The following is a 16,980-nucleotide window of genomic DNA, read 5'->3' as shown; positions in this document are numbered from 1 at the left end:
CGAAGCACCGCACTTCCTCGCAAAGAAGAACGGCCCTTCGACAAGCTCAGGGCGAACGGGGATGGGAATTGCGACTCTACTCCTTACGCTCGCAAGTCCCCTTGCCGCGCAGGAGGAAGGCCCCGCCCCACCCCCGCGCCGGGGGAGCGGCGGCGACATCGTCGCCTATGACCAGATTCACAAACCCGCCGTCGGCCGCGGCGGGATGGTGGTCAGCCAGAACGCCATCGCCTCGCGAGTCGGCGCCGACATCTTGCGCAAGGGCGGCAACGCCGTCGACGCGGCGGTGGCGATGGGCTTCGCGCTCGCCGTCACTCTGCCGCGCGCGGGCAACATCGGCGGCGGCGGCTATATGCTGATCCACATGGCGCCGCGTGGCGACAAGCCGGCATCGACCATCGCGATCGACTATTACGGCCAGGCCAGCCGCAACACGACGCCCGACCTGCTGCTAGGCGCCAACGGCCGCGTCGACCCCGACAAGGGCTATTCGATGAAGGGCGTCGCCATTCCCGGCACCGTCGCGGGGCTATGGGCGGCGCACAAGCTCTACGGCTCGCTGCCCTGGGGCACGCTGATCGCGCCAGCGATCGCGATGGCCGAGAACGGCGTCGCCCTGTCCGACGACGAAGCCTCCGCCAACGCCGCCCAACGCAAGGCGATGTCGGACGATGCCGCGGCGATGGCGATGTTCTTCAAACCCGACGGCACCGCCTATGCCGCCGGCGAAACGTGGAAGCAGCCCGACCTCGCCGCGACGCTGAAGCTGATCGCCGCCGGTGGCCGCGACGCTTTCTACACCGGCCCGTTCGCGCAGAAACTGGCGGCCGGCATCAAGGCCGGCGGCGGCGTGATCGATGCGCAGGATCTGGCGAACTACAAGGCCATCGTGTCCGCGCCGATCTGGTCGAGCTATCGCGGCAACCAGATCGCCTACATGCCCCCCACCGCGTCGGGCGCGTCGGTCGCGGAGGCGATGAACATCCTCGAACGCTTCCCCGTGAAGGAACAGCGCTGGGGCTCCGTCGCCAACCTGCACCTCTTGTCGGAAACGATGAAATTGGTGTCAGCCGACCGTCGCCTGGTCGGTGGCGGACCCGACTGGCGCTCGCCGACCAAGGGGCTGGCCAGCAAAGCCTATGCCGAGGAACGCGCGAAGCTGATCCGCCCTGACCGTTCGCTCGGTGCGAAGGACGTCGCGGACGGAAATCCCTATCCGTTCGAAAGCAAGGACACGACGCATTTCTCGGTCGCGGATGCGGCTGGAAACGCGGTCAGCAACACCTACACGCTGTCGGCCAGCTACGGCGCGCATGTCGTTGCGCCGGGCACGGGCGTGCTGCTCAACAACTCGCTCGGCAACCTCGCCTGGGGTCGCTCGACCAATTTGGCGACCAAGCCGGTGCCGGGCAAGCGCGTGGGATCGACGATCACGCCGATCATCGTGTTCAAGGACGCCAAGCCCTGGCTGGTCACCGGCACGCCCGGCGGCGGCTATATCATCGCGACGATGGTGCAGATGCTGTCGAACGTCCTCGACCACGGCCTGAACGTCGCGGAGGCGGCGGAACGCCCGCGCATCAATCAGGGCGGCGGCGACGCTCCACTGGAGCTGGAGGAAGGCTTTTCGCCCGACATCGTACCGCTGCTGGAGGCGAAGGGGCACGTCGTCCGCCCGTCGAACACGATGGGCAGCACCCAGTCGATCATGGTCGACGGAGACAAGTTCCTGGGCGCTGCGGATACCCGGCGGCCGGATGCCGCGGCGGTTGGGGTGCGATAGGTACACGCCCTCTCCCCTTCAGGGGAGAGGGAGGGGGAGAGGGGTAGGTGTCTCACCGAGACCAAAAGCTCGCGGCACCGCCCCTCTCCCAACCCTCTCCCCGGAGGGGAGAGGGCTAGAAAAGTTGGACATTCACTGCTTCAACACCTCTCAAATCGAAGCCAAGACCAAAAGTGACAACTGAGGACGAATTGACCGCGTTGTCGCAACTTTTGCCCGCTGCCAGTCCCGAGGATCGACCATGAAATCCCTGCTGCTCGCCACCGCCCTGATCCTCCCCGCCGCCGCGCAGGCCCAGGCGATTCCGGATGCGCAGCGCACCGCGATCCTTTCCGACGTCGACGGCCGCGCCGCGACGCTGGCCAGCACCGCCAAGACGATCTGGGATTTCTCTGAAGTCGGCTATCAGGAGGCGAAAAGCTCCGCGCTTTTGCAATCCGAACTGAAGAAGGGCGGCTTCGACGTGAAGGCGGGCGTCGCCGACATTCCGACCGCCTTCGTCGCCAGCTTCAGGAACGGCGCCGGTCCGGTCATCGCCATACTTGCCGAATATGACGCGCTGCCCGGGACCGCGCAGACGACCGACCCGACCCGCAACCAGATCGCGGGCAAGGCCGCGGGGCACGCGTGCGGCCACAATCTCTTCGGCGCGGCCAGCGTCACCGCCGCGCTGGCGATCCGGGACTGGATGATCGCCAACAAGGTCCAGGGCGAACTGCGCGTGTACGGCACCCCGGCGGAGGAAGGTGGATCGGGCAAAGTCTATATGGTCCGCGCCGGATTGTTCGACGACGTGTCGGCGACGCTGCACTGGCATCCGGGCAGCGCGAACATCGTGTCGGTCGGCCCGAGCCGCGCCAACATTTCGGGCAAGTTCCGCTTCAAGGGCCTGTCCGCACACGCCTCCGCCTCTCCTGAGCGCGGGCGGTCTGCGCTTGATGGGATCGAGGTGATGAACGTCGCGGTCAACATGATGCGCGAGCATGTGCCTTCGTCGATCCGCATCCACTATGTCATCACAAACGGCGGCGAAGCGCCCAACGTCGTGCCCGACTTCGCCGAGAGCTATTATTACGTCCGCGACGTCGATCCCGCGCTGGTCAAGTCGGTCTGGGCGCGCGTGGTGAAGGCGTCGGAGGGCGCTGCGCTGGCGACCGAAACCACCGTCTCGAACGAAATCACCGGCGGCGTCTATTCGATGCTGGCGAGCGAGACTTTGGCCAAGGTCATGGATCGCAACCTCAATGCGGTCGGCGGTGTCGCCTACACGCCGCAGGAAACCGCCTGGGCGACCGAGCTTCAGAAATCGCTCGAGGTGAAGCGCCCGCTCGCCATCGCCGGTCAGGTACTGCCGCTCGGCCGCGACGGGGACGGCGGCGGGTCGACCGACGTGTCGGACATCAGCTGGGTCTCGCCCACGATCGGCCTTTCGACCGCCACCTGGGTGCCGGGCACCCCCGCGCATAGCTGGCAGGCGGTCGCCGCCTCGGGCATGTCGATCGGCGCCAAGGGCGGCGTGGTCGCCGCCAAGACGCTCGCCCTGACCGCCGCCGACTTGTTCCGCTCACCCGAGACTCTGGCGGCGGCGAAGGCGGAATTGCTGAAGGCCCGTGGTCCGAACTTCAAATATGAAGCGATGCTCGGCAACCGCAAGCCGGCGCTCGACTATCGCAAGCCGATGGCGGCGGGGAAGTAAATCTTCCCCGTTCGTGCTGAGCCTTTCGAAGCACAGCCCTTCGACAAGCTCAGCACGAATGGTGATCGGGGGAAGTCGCCTGGTGGGTCCGCCGGGGCTCGAACCCGGGACCTCTCGATTAAAAGTCGCTTGCTCTACCGACTGAGCTACGGACCCCAACCAAGGCGAGCGGCCCGACTAGGGGCCGGACGGCGAACGGTCAACCGGGCAAGCAGTTGCCGAACCGTCAAACCGCTCACCGGATCACGCCAGCCGGGCGCAAGCGTAGCCAGCGGGCGGAGCACGAAGTCCCGCTCCCGAAACCGCAGGTGCGGAACAGTCAGCCGGCGGTCGGCCCAGACCCCGCCCGACCACAGCACAATATCGAGGTCGATCACCCGCGCGCCCCAGCGCCGCCCCTGCCGCCGCCCGAACGCCCGCTCGATGCCTTTCAGCCAGGCCAGCATCTCGCCCGGCGACAGCGCGCTCTCGACCAATACGACGGTGTTGGCATAGCGCCGCAGGGACGGCCCGACCGGCGCGCTCTGCATCACTGGCGCGGCTCGCCCGCCGAGCAATGCCAGCGCGGCACGCACTTCCGCCTCGGGGCGCCCATGCCGCCCGGCCCGGTTCGACCCCACCGCGATCGCATAGCTTGTCGTCACCACCGCCCCCGCCTACCCGAGCATCATGCTGAGCGCCACCGAACCACCCCACGACTGCCCCCGCTGCCCTCGCCTCGTCGAGCTGCGCGAGGCGGTCCGCGCGGAACACCCCGACTGGTGGAACGCGCCCGTCCCGGCCTTTGGCGACCCACAGGCCTGGCTGGCGATCGTCGGCCTGGCGCCGGGGAAGCACGGCGCCCACCGCACCGGTCGCCCCTTCACCGGCGACGGCGCCGGACCGCTGCTGTTCGATACGCTCAAGGCGCATGGCTTGGCCGACGGCACTTACGAGGCACGCCCAGACGACAGCCTGCACCTGACCGGGGCGATCATCCTCAACGCCGTCAAATGCCTGCCGCCCGAGAACAAGCCGACGCCGGAGGAAGTCCGCACCTGCCGCCCGTTCCTCGACGCGCAGCTCGATGCCTTGCCCAACGCCCGCATCGTCGTCGCGCTGGGCCAGATCGCGCACCAGTCGGCGGTGAAGGCGATGGGCGGCAAGCTTCCCAAATGCCGCTTCGGCCATCTCGCCGAACACCGCATGCCCGACGGCCGCGTCCTCATCGATAGCTACCACTGCTCGCGCTACAACCAGAACACCGGCCGCCTGACCCCGGAGATGTTCGCCGCCGTCTTCGCGAGGGCGAACGCGCTGCGCCAGATCGGCTGACGGAACGCCGACCGGGAGATCGGCGTTTAGGCCTCCGAAAACAGAACAGGGGATCTGAAATGCGGAAATCTGCCGTCATCGAATCGGACCTGATCGTTGCCGCCTTGCTCGGCGTCGCAACTCTTGGACTTCAGACCTACGCCTATCTGATCAGCTAGATATCCTGCACCAGCCGCCCGTACAGCTCGGGACGGCGGTCGCGGAAGAAGCCGAAGGCGGCGCGGTGGCGCTTGACGCGATCTAGGTCGAGCGTCGCGGTGATCACGCCTTCTTCCTCGCGGTCCAGTTTGGCCAGAATGTCGCCGCGCTCGTCGGCGATGAAGCTAGTGCCGTAGAAGGTCTGTCCGTGCTCTACGCCGACGCGGTTGGCGGCGACGATCGGCACGACATTCGATACCGCGTGACCGACCATCGCCCGCCGCCACAGCCGCGCGGTATCGAGCGAAGTGTCATGCGGCTCGCTCCCGATCGCAGTCGGGTAGAACAGCACCTCCGCCCCCATCAGCATCAGCGCGCGGGCGGTTTCCGGATACCATTGGTCCCAGCAGATCCCGACACCCAGCTTTGCCGGGCCGTCCCATACCTTGAACCCGGTGTTGCCGGGGCGGAAATAGAATTTTTCCTCATAGCCCGGGCCGTCCGGGATATGGCTCTTGCGATAGACGCCCTGGATGCGCCCGTCGGGATCGATCATCGCCAGCGAATTATAGTGATGCGGCCCATCGGCTTCGAAAAAGCTGGTCGGGATATGAACCTTGAGTTCGGCGGCAAGCGCCTGCATCGCGCGAACCGCCTTATGCTCGGCGGTCGGCTTCGCGTTGGCGAACAGGCCTTCGTCCTCGACGCGGCAGAAATATTCGCCTTCGAACAGTTCGGGCGGCAGAATCACCTGCGCGCCGCGCGCCGCGGCCTCGCGGACCAGACGCGTAACGTTGGCGATGTTCGCATCGATATCGTTCGAAAAGGCGAGCTGCAGCGCGGCGACGGTAATGTCTGTCATGCCGCGCCATGTAGGGGATCGCCTGCCCGCTGCAAAGCCATGTGAACTTCCATGCGCAGCTAAGCGTTTGCCCGGCTCCCCCATGTCGTTCCTGGAGTAATTCGATGAAAATCATGCTGGCTGCATTGGCGGCGACGATCGCCACCGTCCCACTCGCCGCACCCTCCCCGGCGCAGGCGCAGAACCGCGACTATCGCTGGCAGGGCGACCGACAGGATTGGGACGCGTCGCGGTCGTATCGTGAGGGTCGCTACCGCGAGCGCCGCCTGACCCGCAACGACCGCATCTATCGCGGGCGTGACGGTCGCGCCTATTGCCGTCGCGGTGATGGTACGACGGGCCTGGTCATCGGCGGCGTCGGTGGCGCGGTGCTCGGCAACCTCATCGGCGGCGGACTGCTCGGTACGCTGGTCGGCGGCGGCGGTGGTGCGCTGCTCGGCCGCGAGATCGACCGCGGCAAGGTTCGCTGCCGCTAACTACCAGACCCCGGAGCGGTGCGCCGCTTCGGGGTTTTCCCTTTCAGGCGCCGAGTTTCTGCAGCCAGAGCGCAGCCTGCTTGGGCTCGCCGACCGCATTAGGCCCGACCGGCCCGCGGGCGGCGAGGAATTCCGAATGCAGGGCGAACCGCTCCATCCCGAACCGCTCCCGAATGGTATCGATCTCGTCCGCAAGCTCCGTCAGCGTCGCCAGTACCGGCGCTATCGCCGCCTGCTGATGCTTGTCCCGCTGGTGCGCGAACAGTCCCCACTGCCCCGCGGCCGTACGACGTAGCGCTTCGACAAGGGCGTCGCGATACTCGCCCTCCAGTTCGACACGCCGCGCGTCCAGACGCTCCAGCCGATCCGCCTTTGCCATGCCCGGCTCCTCAGACGCGCGGGATCTGTTGGCTGATGCAGTGGAAGCTGCCGCCCCCCGTCAGGATCGCATCAGCTCGCAGGCCGACGACGTCGCGATCGGGGAACAGCGCCTGGATCGCCGCGACCGCCGCCGCGTCGTTCGGCTGCCCGTACATCGGCACCACCACTGCGGCATTGCCGATGTAGAAGTTCATGTAGCTCGCCGGAATGATCTCTTCGTCATGGTTCAGCACGCGTCCGGGCGACGGGATGCGGACCACCTCGACACCGAAGGCTTCCGCGCGGGCGCCCGCATCTTGATAGACCCGCCAGTTGGGATCGTTGTCCGCCGCTTCCGGCAACGCCAGCCGGTTCTCGCCGACAAAACGGGCGAGGTTGTCGACATGGCCGTCGGTGTGGTCGTTGAGCAGGCCGTTGCCAAGCCACAGCACGCGCGACAGCCCCAAGTCGCTCGCCAGCCGCGCCTCGATCTCGCCTTGCGTCATCCGCGCGTTGCGGTTGGGGTTGAGCAGGCATTGCTCGGTCGTCACGACCAGCCCGGTGCCGTCGCCGTCGATCGCGCCGCCCTCCAGGATCCAGTCGCACGTCTGCGCGGCGATCCCGCGATCCTCGGCCAGGCGCAGACCGATGGTGTCGTCGCCCTCCAGATCATATTTGCCGCCCCAGCCGTTGAAGCCGAAGTCGCGCGCGGTGCCGTCGCCTGTGACGATCGGACCGGTATCGCGCAGCCAGATGTCGCCGAACGGCTGTACCACGACGTCGGCGAACGGCGCCATCCGCCGCGCCGCCTCCGCCGCTTCGCCGTCCGCCGCGACCAGCAGCACGCGTTCGCCCCGGCCATCGGCATGCACGGCACGCGCGAAGGCGACGACCTCCTCGCGCGCAGGCTCCAGATCCTCGACCCACAGTTCGGGATGCGAGGGAAAACCGATCCAGACCGCATCGTGCGGCGCCCATTCGGGGGGAGGTGTCAGCGTCATGCCCGCGCCTTATCGTCGACCCGCGGGCTTGTCATCGCCCAGCCCGCGACCGATCGCGGATCGCGCGGAATTCGTCGCCCTTCACCCAGTTCGGCCAATCCTTGCCCGCCGCCAGTTCGCGCCCGACACGATAATAGAGGCGCAGATCACCGGCGACGCCGTCCCAGTTCCAGTTGGGATCATATTCGTCCTTCGGCCCGTGATAGCGATGCTCCTCATAATCCTTCGCCGCCGCAGCCCCGGCCGCGCGGCCGCCGGTGACCAGATCGTCCCCGCCCTCGAAGTACAGCATCGGCACGCCCTTGCGCGCGAAGGCGAAATGGTCGGAGCGATAGTAGAAGCCCTTCTCCGGCGTCGGCTCGGTCGTCGCGACGCGACCTTCCGCCGCCAGCGCGCGATCGAGATAGGCGTCGAGGTCCGACTTGCCCTTGCCGATCACCACGACATTCTTCGCCGGCCCCGCCATGGACAGCGCGTCCATGTTGACGCCGCCGACGGTCTGCTTGAGCGGAACGACCGGGTGCGAGGCGTAATATTGCGCGCCGAGCAGCCCCGATTCCTCCGCGGTCAGCGCGATGAACAGCTGGCTGCGCGGGGTCGGTCCGGCCTTCACATTCGCCTGGGCCAGCGCGACCAGCGCCGCGGTGCCGGTCGCATTGTCGACCGCGCCGTTGCAGATATCGTCGCCGTCCGCAGCCTTCTCACAGCGGCCCAAGTGGTCCCAGTGCGCGGTATAGAGGACGTACTCGTCCTTCTGGCTCGTGCCGGGCAGCAGCGCCACGACGTTCTTCGACATATGCTTGCGCGTCTGGTTGTCGAACGCGACCGACGCCTTCAGCCTCAGGTCGATAGCCTTGAACCCCGGCCGCTTCGCCGCAGCGCTGAGCGCCGTGAGGTCCTGCCCGGCCGACGCCATCAGCGCCTTGGCCGTTTCGTTCGAAATCCAGCCGATGGCAGTCGACTGGTCGCGGTTGCCGGGGGAACCCTCCGCCACCTGCTGCGCGCCGGTCCAGCTCGACTGGACGACGTTCCAGCCATAGGCAGCGGGCACCGTGTCGTGGACGATCAGCGCAGCCGCGGCGCCCTGCCGCGCAGCCTCTTCGAACTTGTAGGTCCAGCGGCCGTAATAGGTCATCGCGCGGCCGTTGAAGGTGCCAGTCAGCCCCGGCGTCTCGTAATCCGGGTCGTTGACGAGGATCACGACCGTCTTGCCGCGGACGTCGAGGCCCGCATAGTCGTTCCACCCCTTCTCCGGCGCATTGATGCCGTAGCCGACGAAGACGACGGGCGAATCCTTGATCACCGACCGCGCGCCATCGGTGCGATAGGTGCCGACGACCATCTGCGGACCATAGGTCGCGCTGACCGGCGCCTTTCCGCCGGTGAAGGTCAGCGGCGTCACGTCCTTTGCCGTGATCTCGACCATCGGCACGTCCTGGAACCAGCTTCCGTTGTTCCCGGGCTTGAGGCCGAGCTTCGAGAATTCGGCGACGAGCAGGTCGAGGGTCTTCTTCTCGCCTTCGGTACCGGGCGCGCGGCCTTCGAATTCATCCGAGGAGAGGCGTTCAACGACGCGCTTCATCGTGTCGATCGGCGGTTGCACCGCCGGCGTCTGCGCGACCGCGCCGGTCGCGAGTAGCAAGAGGGGAATGAGGGAGAGGATGCGCATGCGTTGGGAGTCCTGAGCCTGGTATCGATCGATACTAGCGGCGGTGCGGCGGGGGTGGAAGGCCGCACTCTCACTCGTCACTCCCTACCCCGCCACCGTCATCCCCGCGGAGGCGGGGATCAATTCTGGCTGAATGCGGTAAGTCTCACTGCGTTCAGCGACTATTGATTCCCGCCTTCGCGGGAATGACGATGTGAAGGTGCAGAACGCAAAAAGGGCGGCCGTTGCGGGCCGCCCTCTTGCTGTTTCGTCGGGCTGGCGCGGAAGTGAATTCCGCGCCGTCGGTCGCCGCTTGTGGCGGCGCTGGCCTAGCCCGCTGACCATGTGCTTGCCGTAGCTTGCGCTACGGCTGCGCGTCAGCGGACGCAAAAAGGGCGGCCGTTGCGGGCCGCCCTCTTCTGTCTCACCAGCGTCGCGGCAAAGCCGCGCCGTCGGTCCTCGCCTGAGCGAGGCCGGCCGAACCGAACCTCTGCTCCTTCTATTCGCGTTAACGCGAATAGAATTCGACGACGAGGTTCGGTTCCATCTTCACCGGATACGGCACTTCGTCCAGCGTCGGAACGCGGGTGAAGGTCACCTTCGCGTTGCCGTCCTGAGCGACATATTCCGGCACTTCGCGCTCGGCGAGGCCCTGGGCTTCGAGCACCAGCGCCATTTCCTGCGCCTTCGAACCCAGCGTGATTTCCTGGCCCGGGAAGACGCGGCGCGAGGCGACGTTGCACTTCACGCCGTTGACGCGGACGTGACCGTGGCTGACCAGCTGGCGCGCAGCGAAGATCGTCGGCGCGAACTTGGCGCGATAGACGATCATATCCAGGCGCTGTTCGAGCAGACCGATCAGGTTCTGGCCGGTGTCACCCTTCATGCGGGCCGCCTCGTGATAGCACGCGCGGAACTGCTTCTCGGTGACGTCGCCGTAATAGCCCTTCAGCTTCTGCTTGGCGCGCAGCTGAATGCCGAAGTCCGACATCTTGCCCTTGCGGCGCTGACCATGCTGGCCGGGGCCATACTCACGCTTGTTGACCGGGCTCTTCGGGCGACCCCAGATGTTCTCGCCCATCCGGCGGTCGAGCTTGTACTTGGCGCTGGCGCGCTTCGACATAGTGAATTCCTTGCAATCGTCTGACGTTGATCCCGGTCTCCGCCGATCCTGTCGAGACAGGACCGGGCCACCACTTCACCGGGGTGTGGGGCCATTGCGAAGCGGCGGGCCTAGCCGCGGACGCTCATCGAGTCAACCGCGCGGGCGCTTCTTGCCCTCCAGCGCCGACAGCACGCCACGCATGGTGCGCAATTCCTGGCTCGACCAGCCCGGCTTCGTCAGGAGGCTGCGCAGCGAGAGGCGCGTCGACGGAACCCGGTCGGGCGGGAAGTAGAAGCCGGATGCCTTAAGCATGGTGTCGAGTTGTGCGAACATCCCCTCCCACTCCTCCTGCGTGGCCGGCGGATCGAGGTCGACCGCCGGGGGGCTCTTGAGCGCAACGCCTTTCGACCATTCATACGCCACCAGAATGACCGCCTGGGCAAGGTTCAGACTGCCGAACTCCGGGTTGATCGGCACGGTCACGATCGTGCGGGCGAGCGCGACATCTTCGGTTTCGAGGCCGGAGCGCTCCGGCCCGAACAGGATTGCCGAAGTGCCGGGACCGGCGTGGATGTCGCGGGCGGCGATTTCCGGCGTGACGACCGGTTTGGTCACCCCACGCTTGCGCACCGTCGTCGCATAGACGTGCGCGCAATCCGCGACGGCCTCGGCGACCGTATCATAGACCCGCGCGTTGGCGAGTACCACGTCCGCGCCCGACGCCGCCGGGCCAGCCTGTGGGTTGGGCCAGCCATCGCGCGGAGCGACCAGGCGCATGTCGGTCAGGCCGAAATTCAGCATGGCGCGGGCGGCCTTGCCGATGTTCTCGCCGAGTTGCGGGCGGACGAGGACGATGGCGGGGGGTGGGACGGTCTCCCCCATCCGTTCGTTTCGAGTAGCCGTCGAGCTTGTCGAGACGGCGGATCGAGAAATCTTGCGAGCCGCCGCCGAAACACCGGACCAGTCGCCGCGGAACAGCGCTTCTTTCTTGGCGCGCGACCAATTGCCGACCTGCACCTCGGCCGCGATGGCTTCCTCGCGGGTCTCAAACGCTTCTGACCACATGAGTTCGACCGGACGACGCATACTCGTCCAGCCGGGCACCTCGCCGTTCTGATGTTGAGCAAGGCGGGCTTCGAGATCATCGGTGTGGCCGGTGTAATATTTACCGTCGGCGCACTTCAAGATGTAGGTCGAGAAGGTCATGGTTGCGGCCTATCTCTCGATACGCCTTCTCGACAAGCTCGAAGGCTACTCGAGACGAACGTTGGAAGAGAAAGAGGCGTATTTACCCCCGCCCAACCTCCTCCACACTCCCGGCAAACGCCTCGAAATCCTTCGCCTCGGCGAAGTCCTTATAGACGCTCGCAAACCGGATGTACGCGACCGAGTCGAGCCCCTTCAGCCCCTCCATCACCAGTTCGCCGATCCGGGTGGAGGTCACTTCGGCCTCCCCGCTCGTCTCCAACTGGCGCTGGATGCCGGACACGAGCTGTTCGATCCGGCCGCTGTCGATCGGGCGCTTGCGGCAGGCGATGGAGACCGAGCGGATCAGCTTGTCGCGTTCGAAAGACTCGCGGCGGTTCTCGCTCTTCACCACTGTCAGTTCGCGCAGCTGGATGCGCTCGAACGTCGTGAAGCGCGCCCCGCACGCCTCGCACTGACGCCTCCGGCGGATTGCCGCCCCGTCTTCACTGGGGCGGCTATCCTTTACCTGGCTGTTTTCATGGGCGCAGAAGGGGCAGCGCATTCAAATCCTTACTTGTTGCGCTTGGTGTAGGCGTAGGCCGCCCCGGCGATAGCGCCGATCACCGGGCCGACGAACGGCACCGGAATCGCGACGACCGCGCCCAATGCACCCCATTTCGCCATGCTCTTGCCGAGGCCCGGCGTATTCTTGATGTTGGTCTGGACTTCGTCGAGCTGCGACATGGTCTGGCTTATCCTTGGTAGATCGGGAAGCGTGCGCACAGGCTACGCACACGGGCCTGAACGTCCGCCTCGACCTTCAGGTCCCCGCCCTCACCCGCCGACTTCAGGCCATCGAGCACATCGGCGACCATGTTGCCGATCTCGCGGAACTCGGCCGTGCCGAAGCCACGGGTGGTGCCGGCGGGCGATCCGACGCGGATGCCGCTGGTCTTCATCGGCGGCAGCGGATCGTTGGGGATGCCGTTCTTGTTGCAGGTGATGCCCGCACGCTCCAGCGCCTCGTCGGCATCCTTGCCGGTGATGCCAAGCGGGGTCAGGTCGACCAGCGCCAGATGCGTGTCGGTCCCGCCCGAGACGAGGTTGCAGCCGCGCTCGTTCAGCGTCGCCGCGAGCACCTTGGCGTTCTCGACCACCGCGGCGATATAGCCCTTGTACTCCGGACGCAGCGCTTCGCCGAACGCGACCGCCTTGGCCGCGATGACGTGCATCAGCGGGCCGCCCTGGAGCCCCGGGAAGACCGCCGAATTGATCTTCTTTGCGATGGCTTCGTCGTTGGTCAGCACCATGCCGCCGCGGGGTCCGCGCAGCGTCTTGTGGGTGGTCGTCGTCACGACGTCGGCGAACGGCAGCGGCGACGGGTGCAGTCCGCCCGCGACGATGCCCGCGAAGTGCGCCATGTCGACCATCAGCTTGGCACCCACCTTGTCGGCGATCGCGCGGAAGCGTTCGAAGTCGATCTGGCGCGGATAGGCCGAGCCGCCGGTGATGATCAGCGTCGGCTTATGCTCGACCGCCAGCCGCTCGACATCGTCATAGTCGATCAGGTGCGTGTCGGGCGTCACGCCATATTGGACCGCGTTGAACCACTTGCCGCTCATCGCCGCGCGCGCACCATGGGTCAGGTGGCCGCCGGCATCGAGGCTGAGGCCGAGGATGGTATCGCCCGGCTTGGTCAGCGCCAGCATGACCGCGCCGTTCGCCTGCGCGCCCGAATGCGGCTGGACGTTGACGTAACCGCAGTCGAACAGCTGCTTGGCGCGATCGATCGCCAGCTGCTCAACCTCGTCCGACGGGTGGCAGCCCTGGTAATAGCGCTTGCCCGGATAACCTTCGGCGTACTTGTTGGTGAAGACCGACCCTTGCGCCTCCAGCACCGCCTTCGACACGATGTTCTCGGATGCGATCAGTTCGATCTGCGTCTGCTCACGGGTCAGTTCGTGCTGGACGCCGGCGAAGATCGCCGGGTCGGCTTCGGCCAGACCGCGGGTGAAGAAGCCGTCGGGCTGCACGTCATTGGCAGCGGCGGGGTTGGTGCTCATGCGGCATCTCCATCGAGAGTGGGTTGGGTGAGTTTGGCGACGCGGCCAGCGTGACGGCCACCGGCGAAATCGCCGACCAGAAATGACATGATGCAGGCTTTCGCCATGTCCTCGCCAACAAGCCGCGCACCAAGCGCAATGACATTGGCATCGTTATGCTCGCGAGCGAGTGCTGCGGAATAGGGCTCGCTCACCAGCGCACAGCGGCAGGCCGGCTCGCGATTGACGGCGATCGAGATGCCGATGCCCGATCCGCACAAAGCGACTCCGCGCTCGGCATCGCCGTCGCGGACGGCACGGGCCAGTTTGTAGCCGAAGTCTGGATAGTCGACGCGCGCGTCGCTGTCGGGGCCGAGGTCGAGAACGTCGTGTCCCGTCTCGCGCAGCCAGGCGGCCAGCGTCTGCTTGAGGGCGAACGCGGCATGATCCGCGGCGATGGCGATGCGCATGGTAGCGACTTCGAATCCCTGAAAGGTGGTTCGGTGGGCTCGCGCAGGCCCCTAACGCCGCCAGCGTACGAAAGCCAGCAGCGATGCATCCTTTCCCGCATCCGCCACGTATCTGATGTCGAGCATTGGGGCAGATCAACGTTTTTCAGGAGAACAGGATGACCAAGACCCTTATGCGCGGCCTGATGGCCGGCGCCGCGCTGGCGATGGCGGCGAGCCCGCTGGCCGCGGCGCAGAAAAACCCGATGGTCGGTGGCGTGGCGATGTCCGCCAACAAGACGATCGTCGCCAACGCCTCCGCCGCCCCCAATCTGACGACATTGGTCGCCGCGGTGAAGGCCGCCGGCCTGGTCGAGACGCTGTCCGGCCCCGGCCCCTTCACCGTCTTCGCGCCGACCAACGCCGCCTTCGCCAAGCTGCCCGCCGGCACGGTCGACACGCTGGTGAAGCCGGAGAACAAGGCGCAGCTGACCGGCATCCTGACCTATCACGTCGTTCCCGGCCGCATCACCGCGCAAGATATCGCGAAGAAGGCGGCGGCCAATGGCGGCACCGCGACCTACACGACCGTCGCGGGCGGCGAACTGCGCTTCATGAAGCGCGGCAACGGCTGGCATGTGATGGACGCCAAGGGCGGCCACGCCGCGATCACGACCGCCAACGTCATGCAGTCGAACGGCGTCGTCCACGTCATCGACAGCGTGCTGATGCCCTAAGGGCGTCGGAACCCGGGCGGCGGAACCCTCCGTCCATCGCCCGGGTTCTTGCTCCAAATCAATGGAGCCTGCGTAATGAAGCCCACCACCGCGATCGCTGTCGCCCTTGCCGGCCTGCTGGCCGCCTGCTCGTCGCAGCCGGCGAACGAGATGCAGGCAAATGTCGCCGCTACGCAGGACACGGTCGAAGAAGTGATGCCATCCGAAGGCGCTGCGAGCGAGGAAGAGGCTCGCGCAGGTGTCGCCAACATGGCGACCGACAACAGTGTCATGGACGACAATCTCTCCGAAGCGACGGAGAGAGACTATCTGGGCCGGTGGGTCGGGGTCGAGGGCATGATCCTGAGCGTCGCGGCCAAGCCCGGCGGCGGCGTGACGCTGGATATGCGCTGGGGCCTGGATAACGAAATGGCCGGCAAGTTCGATGGATCGGTTACCGCCGAGGGGCTGCGCTTCATGCGCAACGGCGTCGCCGAAACCGCGGTGATGACCAATGGAGACGAAACGGGCCTGAAATGGCTGGCGGGCAAGGCGCCGTGCCTGACGGTCAAGCCTGGGGAAGGCTACTGCCGTGACTGACGCACGAGTAGGCGGGACCGCCCGCCTGCTCGGCTTTGCCGGCTTGGCACCCGCCTTCGCCGCAGTGATCCTGCTGGCGCTGGGCGAAAGGCTCGCAGCGATCGTCAGCCTGGCCTACCCGCTGCTGATCCTCAGCTTCCTCGGCGGGATGTGGTGGGGCTTCGCGATGCAGACGCAGCGGAACCAGGCGTTGCTTGCCACCATCGCTGTCGTACCCAGCCTCGTCGCGCTCGCCTTGGGCGCCGCCTTTCTGCTGACGAACGGGTCGGGCTGGACGCTCGTCGCGACCGGCGTCGCGCTGATGCTGACCTTGCCGGTCGACCGGTGGTTGGTGACCAGCGGCATCGCCCCGGTCGACTGGATGAGGCTGCGCATCCCCCTGTCGCTCGGCCTCGGCGCGCTGACGATCCTCGCGGGCGCTTTGTTCGGCCATCCGGTCGTGGAATATTAGCGCGCCCTCAGCGAAGGCGAAGAGCAACTTTCGACCAGCGGATCCGATGTCGCTTAGCACGAGCGACTTCCTAGGGTCGGTTTCGATCGGGTCTGTTCCACCATTCGTGCTGAGCGAAGTCGAAGCACCTGGTGGACAGCTGCCCTTCGACTTCACTCAGGGCGAACGGGAGTGATCAAAGCTGATCGCTTCAGGCTCTGAGCTGTACGAAGCGGAATTCAGATCGACCGCAAAAGCCACTCGCGGAACGCCTCCATCGCCGCGGTCGGTGCGCGGGTCTTGAGCCGGGTCAACCAGTATCGGCCGGTGTCGATCCCGATATCGAAAGGCACGACCAGCGCTCCGGACGCCAACGCATCGCCGAACATCGCCGCCGGCAGCAGCGCCACCCCGGCCCCTCCCATCGCCGCCGCCGCCATGGTCACGGAGGAATCGAACATCGGCCCGGTCAGCGGCGGCGGCGCCTCACCCGCTGCATCGAACCAGCGTGGCCATTCATCGGCCCGATAGGATCGCAACAGCGTCTCGCGGCGCAGGTCCGCCGGCACCGCCAGCCGCGCCGCGATCGCCGGGGTCGCCATCGCCAGCAGGGGCGCCGCCATCAGCGCATCCGCCTCCGCCCCGTGCCACGCGCCGTCACCGAAGCGGATGGCGTAGTCGAGCCCCTCGCCCGCCAGATCGACGCGATTGTTATTCGTCCGCAACCGCACGTCGATCGACGGATGCGCCGTCTCGAAATCGGTGAGGCGCGGTAGCAGCCAGCCGGTCGCGAAGGTGCCGACGACGCCGAGCGCCAGCGGCGCACGCATCCGCCCGCCCTGATAGAGGTCGAGCACGCCCGCGATCCGGTCGAATCCGTCGGCCAGCACCGGCACCAGCGCCGCCCCCTCGTCCGTCAGCGCCAGCCCGCGCGGCAGACGCCGGAACAGCCGGACACCCAGCAGCGCCTCCAGCCGGTTGACCTGGTGACTGACCGCCGCTTGCCCCACGCACAGTTCCAGCCCGGCGCGCGTGAAGCTCAGATGCCGCGCCGAGGATTCGAATGCGCGCAGGGCATTGAGCGGCAATTGCGCACGATCCACGGCTTTAAACCCCGAAATTTCTAATGGCTCGGCCCAGATATGATCGATTGTCGCTTGCCATGCCAGCCC

At 66.6% G+C, this 16,980-nt stretch carries 19 protein-coding genes and 1 tRNA gene; 7 read left to right on the top strand and 13 right to left on the bottom strand.

Translation table 11 applies throughout. The features are described 5' to 3' along the window. The first annotated feature begins 61 nt into the window (after nt 1-61). Nucleotides 62-1,783, top strand: coding sequence for a gamma-glutamyltransferase (gene ggt / locus ACFSC3_RS03950; protein WP_380938961.1), 1,722 nt, complete (start codon nt 62-64; stop codon nt 1,781-1,783). A 241-nt stretch (nt 1,784-2,024) separates the two neighbouring features. Beyond that, nucleotides 2,025-3,479, top strand: coding sequence for an amidohydrolase (locus ACFSC3_RS03945; protein ID WP_380938959.1), 1,455 nt, complete (start codon nt 2,025-2,027; stop codon nt 3,477-3,479). An 80-nt stretch (nt 3,480-3,559) separates the two neighbouring features. On the opposite strand, the gene ACFSC3_RS03940 is transcribed toward ACFSC3_RS03945, so the two are convergent. Together ACFSC3_RS03940 and folK are read right to left on the bottom strand one after the other, a co-directional pair. Further along, nucleotides 3,560-3,635, bottom strand: a tRNA-Lys gene (locus ACFSC3_RS03940). Next, entirely contained in the window at nt 3,626-4,126 is a 501-nt protein-coding gene (gene folK, locus ACFSC3_RS03935; RefSeq protein WP_380938957.1) for a 2-amino-4-hydroxy-6-hydroxymethyldihydropteridine diphosphokinase, read from the bottom strand. The genes ACFSC3_RS03940 and folK overlap by 10 nt, the downstream gene beginning before the upstream one ends. A gap of 22 nt (nt 4,127-4,148) precedes the next feature. Between folK and ACFSC3_RS03930 the strand changes: the two genes are divergently transcribed. Beyond that, the gene (locus ACFSC3_RS03930) at nt 4,149-4,793 is read left to right on the top strand and encodes a uracil-DNA glycosylase (RefSeq protein WP_380938955.1); all 645 of its coding nucleotides are present in this window, start codon (nt 4,149-4,151) and stop codon (nt 4,791-4,793) included. Between the two features lie 154 nt (nt 4,794-4,947). Here ACFSC3_RS03930 and aguB read toward each other — a convergent pair whose 3' ends face one another. Then, the gene (aguB, locus tag ACFSC3_RS03925) at nt 4,948-5,793 is read right to left on the bottom strand and encodes an N-carbamoylputrescine amidase (RefSeq protein ID WP_380938953.1); all 846 of its coding nucleotides are present in this window, start codon (nt 5,791-5,793) and stop codon (nt 4,948-4,950) included. A gap of 113 nt (nt 5,794-5,906) precedes the next feature. On the opposite strand from aguB, the gene ACFSC3_RS03920 reads away from it, so the two are divergent. Continuing rightward, nucleotides 5,907-6,269, top strand: a complete 363-nt coding sequence (locus ACFSC3_RS03920) for a glycine zipper 2TM domain-containing protein (protein WP_380939662.1) — start codon at nt 5,907-5,909, stop codon at nt 6,267-6,269. Between the two features lie 43 nt (nt 6,270-6,312). Here the strand turns inward: ACFSC3_RS03920 and ACFSC3_RS03915 are convergent, their stop codons facing one another. The 9 genes from ACFSC3_RS03915 to rpiB form a co-directional block, all read right to left on the bottom strand. Beyond that, nucleotides 6,313-6,648 (bottom strand): hypothetical protein, encoded by a 336-nt coding sequence (locus ACFSC3_RS03915; RefSeq protein ID WP_380938951.1) that lies wholly within the window; start codon nt 6,646-6,648, stop codon nt 6,313-6,315. Between the two features lie 10 nt (nt 6,649-6,658). Continuing rightward, complete coding sequence (locus ACFSC3_RS03910) at nt 6,659-7,630, bottom strand: agmatine deiminase family protein (RefSeq protein ID WP_380938949.1); 972 nt, start codon at nt 7,628-7,630, stop codon at nt 6,659-6,661. A gap of 31 nt (nt 7,631-7,661) precedes the next feature. After that, nucleotides 7,662-9,299 carry a M28 family metallopeptidase gene (locus ACFSC3_RS03905; RefSeq protein WP_380938947.1) on the bottom strand — a complete coding sequence of 546 codons (1,638 nt, stop codon included), beginning with the start codon at nt 9,297-9,299 and terminating at the stop codon, nt 7,662-7,664. Between the two features lie 487 nt (nt 9,300-9,786). After that, a complete protein-coding gene (rpsD, locus tag ACFSC3_RS03900) occupies nt 9,787-10,401 on the bottom strand; it encodes a 30S ribosomal protein S4 (protein WP_380938945.1) in 615 nt (204 codons plus the stop codon). Between the two features lie 132 nt (nt 10,402-10,533). Continuing rightward, nucleotides 10,534-11,589, bottom strand: a complete 1,056-nt coding sequence (locus tag ACFSC3_RS03895; RefSeq protein WP_380938943.1) for a TrmH family RNA methyltransferase — start codon at nt 11,587-11,589, stop codon at nt 10,534-10,536. An 82-nt stretch (nt 11,590-11,671) separates the two neighbouring features. Continuing rightward, nucleotides 11,672-12,133 (bottom strand): transcriptional regulator NrdR, encoded by a 462-nt coding sequence (nrdR, locus tag ACFSC3_RS03890; RefSeq protein ID WP_380938941.1) that lies wholly within the window; start codon nt 12,131-12,133, stop codon nt 11,672-11,674. 8 nt (nt 12,134-12,141) lie between these two features. Beyond that, nucleotides 12,142-12,315: a hypothetical protein gene (locus tag ACFSC3_RS03885; protein WP_380938939.1), complete on the bottom strand. Its 174-nt coding sequence runs from the start codon at nt 12,313-12,315 to the stop codon at nt 12,142-12,144. A gap of 8 nt (nt 12,316-12,323) precedes the next feature. Next, entirely contained in the window at nt 12,324-13,634 is a 1,311-nt protein-coding gene (glyA, locus tag ACFSC3_RS03880; protein WP_380938937.1) for a serine hydroxymethyltransferase, read from the bottom strand. After that, a complete protein-coding gene (gene rpiB, locus ACFSC3_RS03875; RefSeq protein WP_380938935.1) occupies nt 13,631-14,083 on the bottom strand; it encodes a ribose 5-phosphate isomerase B in 453 nt (150 codons plus the stop codon). Before rpiB ends, glyA begins: the two co-directional genes overlap by 4 nt. Before the next feature lie 158 nt (nt 14,084-14,241). On the opposite strand from rpiB, the gene ACFSC3_RS03870 reads away from it, so the two are divergent. The 3 genes from ACFSC3_RS03870 (at nt 14,242) to ACFSC3_RS03860 (ending at nt 15,829) form a co-directional block, all read left to right on the top strand. After that, nucleotides 14,242-14,799, top strand: coding sequence for a fasciclin domain-containing protein (locus tag ACFSC3_RS03870; RefSeq protein ID WP_380938933.1), 558 nt, complete (start codon nt 14,242-14,244; stop codon nt 14,797-14,799). 75 nt (nt 14,800-14,874) lie between these two features. Then, nucleotides 14,875-15,378: a hypothetical protein gene (locus tag ACFSC3_RS03865; protein WP_380938931.1), complete on the top strand. Its 504-nt coding sequence runs from the start codon at nt 14,875-14,877 to the stop codon at nt 15,376-15,378. Continuing rightward, nucleotides 15,371-15,829: a DUF3429 domain-containing protein gene (locus tag ACFSC3_RS03860; protein WP_380938929.1), complete on the top strand. Its 459-nt coding sequence runs from the start codon at nt 15,371-15,373 to the stop codon at nt 15,827-15,829. The genes ACFSC3_RS03865 and ACFSC3_RS03860 overlap by 8 nt, the downstream gene beginning before the upstream one ends. A gap of 218 nt (nt 15,830-16,047) precedes the next feature. On the opposite strand, the gene ACFSC3_RS03855 is transcribed toward ACFSC3_RS03860, so the two are convergent. After that, complete coding sequence (locus ACFSC3_RS03855; protein ID WP_380938927.1) at nt 16,048-16,911, bottom strand: LysR substrate-binding domain-containing protein; 864 nt, start codon at nt 16,909-16,911, stop codon at nt 16,048-16,050. Nucleotides 16,912-16,980: the final 69 nt, after the last annotated feature.

Source organism: Sphingomonas floccifaciens (assembly GCF_042681125.1).
Taxonomy (GTDB): Bacteria; Pseudomonadota; Alphaproteobacteria; order Sphingomonadales; family Sphingomonadaceae; genus Sphingomonas; species Sphingomonas floccifaciens.
The sequence above is the reverse complement of the archived record's forward strand: the minus strand, read 5'-3'. Positions and strand labels throughout refer to the sequence as shown.

Coding starts and splice junctions, on each gene's coding strand:
- ACFSC3_RS03910 (WP_380938949.1), bottom strand. CDS start 7,630: ATGACGCTGACACCTCCCCCCGAATGGGCGCCGCACGATGCGGTCTGG.
- ACFSC3_RS03885 (WP_380938939.1), bottom strand. CDS start 12,315: ATGTCGCAGCTCGACGAAGTCCAGACCAACATCAAGAATACGCCGGGC.
- ACFSC3_RS03895 (WP_380938943.1), bottom strand. CDS start 11,589: ATGACCTTCTCGACCTACATCTTGAAGTGCGCCGACGGTAAATATTAC.
- ACFSC3_RS03930 (WP_380938955.1), top strand. CDS start 4,149: ATGCTGAGCGCCACCGAACCACCCCACGACTGCCCCCGCTGCCCTCGC.
- ACFSC3_RS03945 (WP_380938959.1), top strand. CDS start 2,025: ATGAAATCCCTGCTGCTCGCCACCGCCCTGATCCTCCCCGCCGCCGCG.
- ACFSC3_RS03915 (WP_380938951.1), bottom strand. CDS start 6,648: ATGGCAAAGGCGGATCGGCTGGAGCGTCTGGACGCGCGGCGTGTCGAA.
- rpiB (WP_380938935.1), bottom strand. CDS start 14,083: ATGCGCATCGCCATCGCCGCGGATCATGCCGCGTTCGCCCTCAAGCAG.
- ACFSC3_RS03920 (WP_380939662.1), top strand. CDS start 5,907: ATGCTGGCTGCATTGGCGGCGACGATCGCCACCGTCCCACTCGCCGCA.
- ggt (WP_380938961.1), top strand. CDS start 62: ATGGGAATTGCGACTCTACTCCTTACGCTCGCAAGTCCCCTTGCCGCG.
- glyA (WP_380938937.1), bottom strand. CDS start 13,634: ATGAGCACCAACCCCGCCGCTGCCAATGACGTGCAGCCCGACGGCTTC.
- ACFSC3_RS03865 (WP_380938931.1), top strand. CDS start 14,875: ATGAAGCCCACCACCGCGATCGCTGTCGCCCTTGCCGGCCTGCTGGCC.
- ACFSC3_RS03870 (WP_380938933.1), top strand. CDS start 14,242: ATGACCAAGACCCTTATGCGCGGCCTGATGGCCGGCGCCGCGCTGGCG.
- aguB (WP_380938953.1), bottom strand. CDS start 5,793: ATGACAGACATTACCGTCGCCGCGCTGCAGCTCGCCTTTTCGAACGAT.
- nrdR (WP_380938941.1), bottom strand. CDS start 12,133: ATGCGCTGCCCCTTCTGCGCCCATGAAAACAGCCAGGTAAAGGATAGC.
- ACFSC3_RS03905 (WP_380938947.1), bottom strand. CDS start 9,299: ATGCGCATCCTCTCCCTCATTCCCCTCTTGCTACTCGCGACCGGCGCG.
- rpsD (WP_380938945.1), bottom strand. CDS start 10,401: ATGTCGAAGCGCGCCAGCGCCAAGTACAAGCTCGACCGCCGGATGGGC.